4 protein-coding genes are annotated in these 5242 nt (G+C 70.2%); 3 read left to right on the forward strand and 1 reads right to left on the reverse strand.

Translation table 11 applies throughout. The features are described 5' to 3' along the window. The first annotated feature begins 101 nt into the window (after positions 1 to 101). Positions 102 to 1634 (forward strand): cell wall metabolism sensor histidine kinase WalK, encoded by a 1533-nt coding sequence (locus D7Y15_RS42025; protein WP_121756070.1) that lies wholly within the window; start codon positions 102 to 104, stop codon positions 1632 to 1634. Next, positions 1631 to 2344, forward strand: coding sequence for a response regulator transcription factor (locus tag D7Y15_RS42030; protein WP_121756071.1), 714 nt, complete (start codon positions 1631 to 1633; stop codon positions 2342 to 2344). The genes D7Y15_RS42025 and D7Y15_RS42030 overlap by 4 nt, the downstream gene beginning before the upstream one ends. A 7-nt stretch (positions 2345 to 2351) precedes the next feature. Here the strand turns inward: D7Y15_RS42030 and D7Y15_RS42035 are convergent, their stop codons facing one another. Beyond that, a complete protein-coding gene (locus D7Y15_RS42035) occupies positions 2352 to 3050 on the reverse strand; it encodes a bifunctional 2-polyprenyl-6-hydroxyphenol methylase/3-demethylubiquinol 3-O-methyltransferase UbiG (protein ID WP_120581424.1) in 699 nt (232 codons plus the stop codon). A 217-nt stretch (positions 3051 to 3267) separates the two neighbouring features. On the opposite strand from D7Y15_RS42035, the gene D7Y15_RS42040 reads away from it, so the two are divergent. Beyond that, positions 3268 to 4956, forward strand: a complete 1689-nt coding sequence (locus D7Y15_RS42040; protein ID WP_121756072.1) for a hypothetical protein — start codon at positions 3268 to 3270, stop codon at positions 4954 to 4956. Positions 4957 to 5242: the final 286 nt, after the last annotated feature.

Raw genomic sequence — 5242 nt, forward strand, 5'->3', positions numbered from 1 at the left:
CTCTCCACCCGCCGTGCGCCTCCGGACAATGTCGGGAAGACTCCCCCCTCCCCCAAAAGCCGCGAGCACCCGGCCGCCGTCGCGTGTAGACACGGGGGGCCGTGTCTCGTCCCGCGCCCGTCATCCTCAGCTTCCGACGCACGTTCGCGCTGCTCATCCTGCTGGTCGTGCTGCCGTCGGCCGGCCTGTCCGGCTTCGGCGTCGTGGCCATCATCAACGAGCGCGCCGCGGTGGAGAAACGCCTGGAGGCCGCGTGGCGGGGGACGCTGGCGGACCTGTCCGCGGAGGTGCCTCGCGCGCTCAACAGCGGACGCTTGGAGCGCGTGGGCAGCGAGCGGCTGGCCTTCCTCCTGCCGGATGACCAGGAGCTGTCCGACCCGGACGGCACCTTCCACGTGGAGAACGGTCTGGTGCGCACGAAGGACCCGCAGCTGGCGGAGTCCCTGGCGGCGCTGGTGCCGGAAGCCGCTTCGCTGCCCACCGTGCCCACCGTCTTCTCGCTCTCCACGAGCGGCCGCGCGGTGATGGTGGCCGCCGAGCGCCAGGGCGCCACCGTGCGGGGCGTGCGGCTGTCGGGCGTGGCGTTGGACTCGCTCCTGTCGGACAAGGCGCAGGGCCGGGCCACGTCGGAGCCCGTGCGCTTCACGCTGCTGCCCGTGCCGCGCGACACGTCCAGCGAGGGCGGGCTCGTCAACCGGCTGATGTCGGAGGTGGCCCAGGCCCGGCAGAACGCGCTGGGGCAGCCGGTGCTCGCGGAGCGGGTGCTGTCCGCGCCGTTGCAGGACTTCCGCCTGGTGGTGCTGCCCATGGGCGAGGATCCGGTGGCGAGCGCGTCCACGCGCAACCGCGCCGTGTACGGCGTGCTGCTGGGCCTGTTCTACCTGACGCTCACCTTCGGCGTGGGCTACACGGCCCGCGTGCTCTACCGCGAGGCGCGCCTGTCGCGCATGAAGACGGACTTCGTGTCGCTGGTGAGCCATGAGCTGCGCACGCCGCTCACCTCCATCCGGATGTTCATCGAGACGCTGGCCCTGGGCCGGCTGAAGGACCCGGCGCAGCAGCAGGAGGTGCTGGACCTGCTCACGAAGGAGACCGAGCGCCTGTCGGACCTCATCGAGCGGGTGCTGGACTGGGCGCGCATCGAGAGCGGCCGCAAGGTGTACCAGCGCGAGTCCCTGCCGGTGACGGACGTGGTGGACGCGGCGGTGGTGGCCTTCCGCACGCAGCGCCACGGCGACGGCATGGAGTTCACCGTGAAGGTGGACGACGGGCTCCCCCATGTCGACGTGGACCGGGTCGCCGTGGCGGGCGCGCTGCTCAACCTGTTGCAGAATGCCTACAAGTACAGTGGGCCCACCCACCGCAGAATCGCCCTCCGGGCACAGAGAGACGGCGGACACGTGAACCTGTCGGTGGAGGACAACGGAGTGGGCATCGCCAAGAAGGACCGCAAGCGCATCTTCGAGCGCTTCTACCGGGTGGACAACCTGCTCACGCGCAAGACGGAGGGCAGCGGCCTGGGGCTCGCCATCAGCAGGCGCATCGTGGACGCGCACGGCGGCCGCATCACCGTGAAGAGCGAGCCCGGCCAGGGCAGCTGCTTCACCCTCCAGCTCCCGGTGAGCCGCGCATGAGCACGTCCGTCCCTCAAGAGGAGAAGCCCCAGCGCATCCTGGTGGTGGAGGACGACCTGTCCATCCTCACCGGCGTGTCCATGAACCTGCGCTTCGAGGGCTACGAAGTGCTCCAGGCCCAGGACGGCCGCACGGGCCTGGCCAAGGCGCTGGACGAGGCACCGGACCTGCTGGTGCTGGACCTGATGCTGCCGGAGCTGAACGGCTACGAAGTCATCCGCGAGCTGCGCCAGCGCGGCCGTGACACGCCGGTGGTGGTGCTGTCCGCGCGGGGCCAGGAGTCGGACAAGATATTGGGCCTCAACCTGGGCGCGGACGACTACGTGGTGAAGCCCTTCGGGCTCCAGGAGCTGCTCGCGCGCATCAAGGCGGTGCTGCGCCGCCGGTTCGGGGCCACGGGCATCACGCCGCCGCCGGTGACGTTCGGGGACGTGAGGGTGGACCTGTCCCAGCGCACGGTGGCGCGCGATGGACAGCAGGTGGAGCTGACGGCGCAGGAGTTCAAGCTGCTGGCGCACTTCCTGGCGCACCCGGGCCGCACCTTCACCCGGGAGGAGCTGCTGTCCGGCGCGTGGGGCTACCACTACGAGGGCAGCGCGCGCACGGTGGACAACTTCATGCGCCAGCTGCGGCTGAAGTTCGAGTCGGATCCGGAAGCGCCCCGGCACTTCCTCACCGTGCGAGGACTGGGCTACCGCTTCGAGCGGTGAACGCCGCTCAGGTCCCGGCGACGCCAATCTGGCGCAGGTCCTCCAGGTCGAAGGGCTTGCCGTCGAAGCGGCCGAAGCGCTCGCGAAGGGTGAGGCCGCTGGCGGTGAGGGCGGTCTCCAGTTCCTCCGGCAGGAAGTGCTTCAGCTTGAGGCGGCGGATGGGGCTCTGTCCGCCGGCCGGACGCCGCTCGCGCAGGTGCAGCGCGAAGAGGGGGCGGCGAGGCTCCACGGCGGCGCCGGGCTCGTCGTCGTCGCGAGGCAGCACGGGTTCGCGCGGGGCGTTGAGCACGTCATAGATGAAGGTGCCGCCGGGGGCCAGGTGGTGGCGCACGGTGGCGAGGAACGCCTCCAGGTCATCGCGGCCGGACATCAGGCCCAGCGCGTGCTGAGGGGCGAGCACCAGGGGGAACTGCTCCGGCAGCCGCAGCGCGCGGGGGTCGGCGGCGATGAGGCGCGTGCGCTCGGAGACGTCCGGCGATTCGGAGGCGCGGCGCTCCTCGGCGGAGCGGATCATCGCCTCGGAGGGGTCCACACCGACGGTGGAGAAGCCGTGGCCCGCGAGCGACCAGGGCACCCTGCCGTTGGCGGCGCCCAGCACGAGCACGGGCCCGCCGTGTTCGGCGGCCTGCCGTGTGTAGAAGACGAGGTCCGGCTCCTGTCCCACGAGGGACAGCGGGGTGCGGCCGCGTGCGTCGTTGCCTGCCATTGCCCAGGCCCTAGCACGGTTGGGGGCCGCTCCGGGACCCCGGCGTTCACACAATGGGCAAACGGTTGCCCACGCCCTGTCGAGCAACGGACGCCCACCGGCGACGGCCCAACGGTGGCCGGCCCTCCGGGGCTGGCACCCTCCTTGCCTTGATGGCCACGAACAATGGCTTCGTGCCGGGGGACCTTCCTCCGGCCCAGTGTGAGGTGGTCGGCATATGAGGCACGGGTGGCGGTGGACGGGAGCGCTCCTCCTGGTGGGAGCGCTGGGGTGGACGGGCTGCGGCGGGGACGACGGCGACACGCGACAGGTGGATGACCCGGTGGTGCCGGTGACGCCCGTGGAGGATCCGCAGTTGCCGGACGCGGGCACGGGTGAAGTGGATGCGGGCACGGACGCCGGGACGAGCACGGATGCTGGAACCGACGCGGGCACCGGGACGGATGCGGGCACGGGCACGGACGCGGGAACCGGTACCGACGCGGGCACGGATGCCGGCACCGATGCGGGCATGCCAGAGCAGGTGCAGACCTATCCCCTGCCCTCAGCGCCGGGATGGACGTTCTACAACCAGGAGAAGGGCGCGCCGCGCTACGTCTACGGCATCTCCGCGGACCAGGGCGGCAACGTCTGGGTCGCGGGCGGCGAGGAGGGTCTGTTCCTCATCAAGAAGGGCTCCAATTCCATCCAGCGCTTCACGATGTCCGACGGACTGCATCCCTTCGGCCGCATGCGCGACGGAGTGGGTGGTCCTCCGCCGGGAGTGCCGTACCTCAAGGTCATCTCCGTGGCGGGTGGCCCTGACGGAACGGTGTTCGTCGGCTACGCCGGCAAGCCGCCCAAGGCGGGCATGCCCACCTGCGAGGACGAATGGGATCAGGCGGAGAACGCGCACCGCGAGCCGGACGCCAGCGTCTACAAGAGCGGTGACGCGGACAAGGTGATGCTCAAGGCGGACGGCACGATTGATGTCGTGCACTACGACATCCACACCGGCCCCAAGAAGGTGGGCGCGGAGCTGCGTGGCCGCGAGAAGCTCTGCACCGTCTACCGCATCGCCTACGACCCGGTGAAGGAGGTCGTCTGGTTCGGCGGCAACCACGGCTTCGCCATGGGCGACGCGAAGTTCAACGGCATCGTCCCGTCGTACTGCTGGGATCCGCGCCCCTGGAACACCGAAGGCTTCAAGTGGGAGTTCGAGTGCGCGGGACTCTATGAGCACGTGCACCCCGCCATCTCCGGCTCCAAGGGCGAGCTGCTCTCGGACCGCTACTACGGCGTCTCCATCACGGAGAATCACGACGTCTTCTTCGGCGGGCAGATCCGCTCCACGCGCTTCCGCTACGGCACCAACGGGGACGACTACTGGTCGGCCCAGAGCGAGACGGAAGACGCGGGCTACGAATGGAACCGCTTCGACATCTGGCCTGACGCCGTGCCGAACTACCCCACCGCTGCGCAGCGCGTGGACGACAACGTCTCCGGCATGGCTCCGGCGTCCAACGGCGGCGTGTGGGTGAGCTCCTTCTACTTCGGCCTCGCCCGCCTGAGCGCCGACGGAGCCGTGGAGACCAAGGTGATGCAGGACCTGGTCAACTACGCGCCCGCCAGCGGCAGCAACCCCGCGATGGCCCCGACCTCTTCCGTGGCGACGGACCCGTGGGATGGAAGCCTCTGGGTGGGCGCCAACTGGTGGGGCGGCATCACGCGCCTGAAGGGCGGCGGCACGGTGAAGTACAGCGGTGACGTCTTCGGCAACGTGCTCACCTCCGTCAGCAGCGTGTCCGACATCCAGTTCGACCGCTCCGCCGGCAAGCGCCGCGTCCTCGTCTCCTTCGAGGGCACCAAGAACGCGAAGACCGGCGTCGTCACCCCGGGCCTCATCGGCATCTACGAAGGCGACTGACGCCGCATCCGCACCGAAGTCCTGACACGGCCGTCCTTCCCATCATGGGGAGGGCGGCCGTTGTCTTGGCGCCCACCTGGGCCACCGCGATGCTTTCATCCTGAAGTATCCCAACCCGCGGACGTCGCGGGCGTCTCGCACCGCGAGAAAACAAACTGGCACGCACGCTTTTGACGCGCCGTGCCCGGCTACCCACCTGCCGGGCACGGCCTGCACCGACAGACAGCCCGCGCGGGCCGGAAGCCGTCTAGAATCCCGCCTGCTCATGTCCACCGTCCCTCCCGCC

Origin of the sequence: Corallococcus sp. AB030, from assembly GCF_003668965.1 — a bacterium.
GTDB lineage: Bacteria > Myxococcota > Myxococcia > Myxococcales > Myxococcaceae > Corallococcus > Corallococcus exiguus.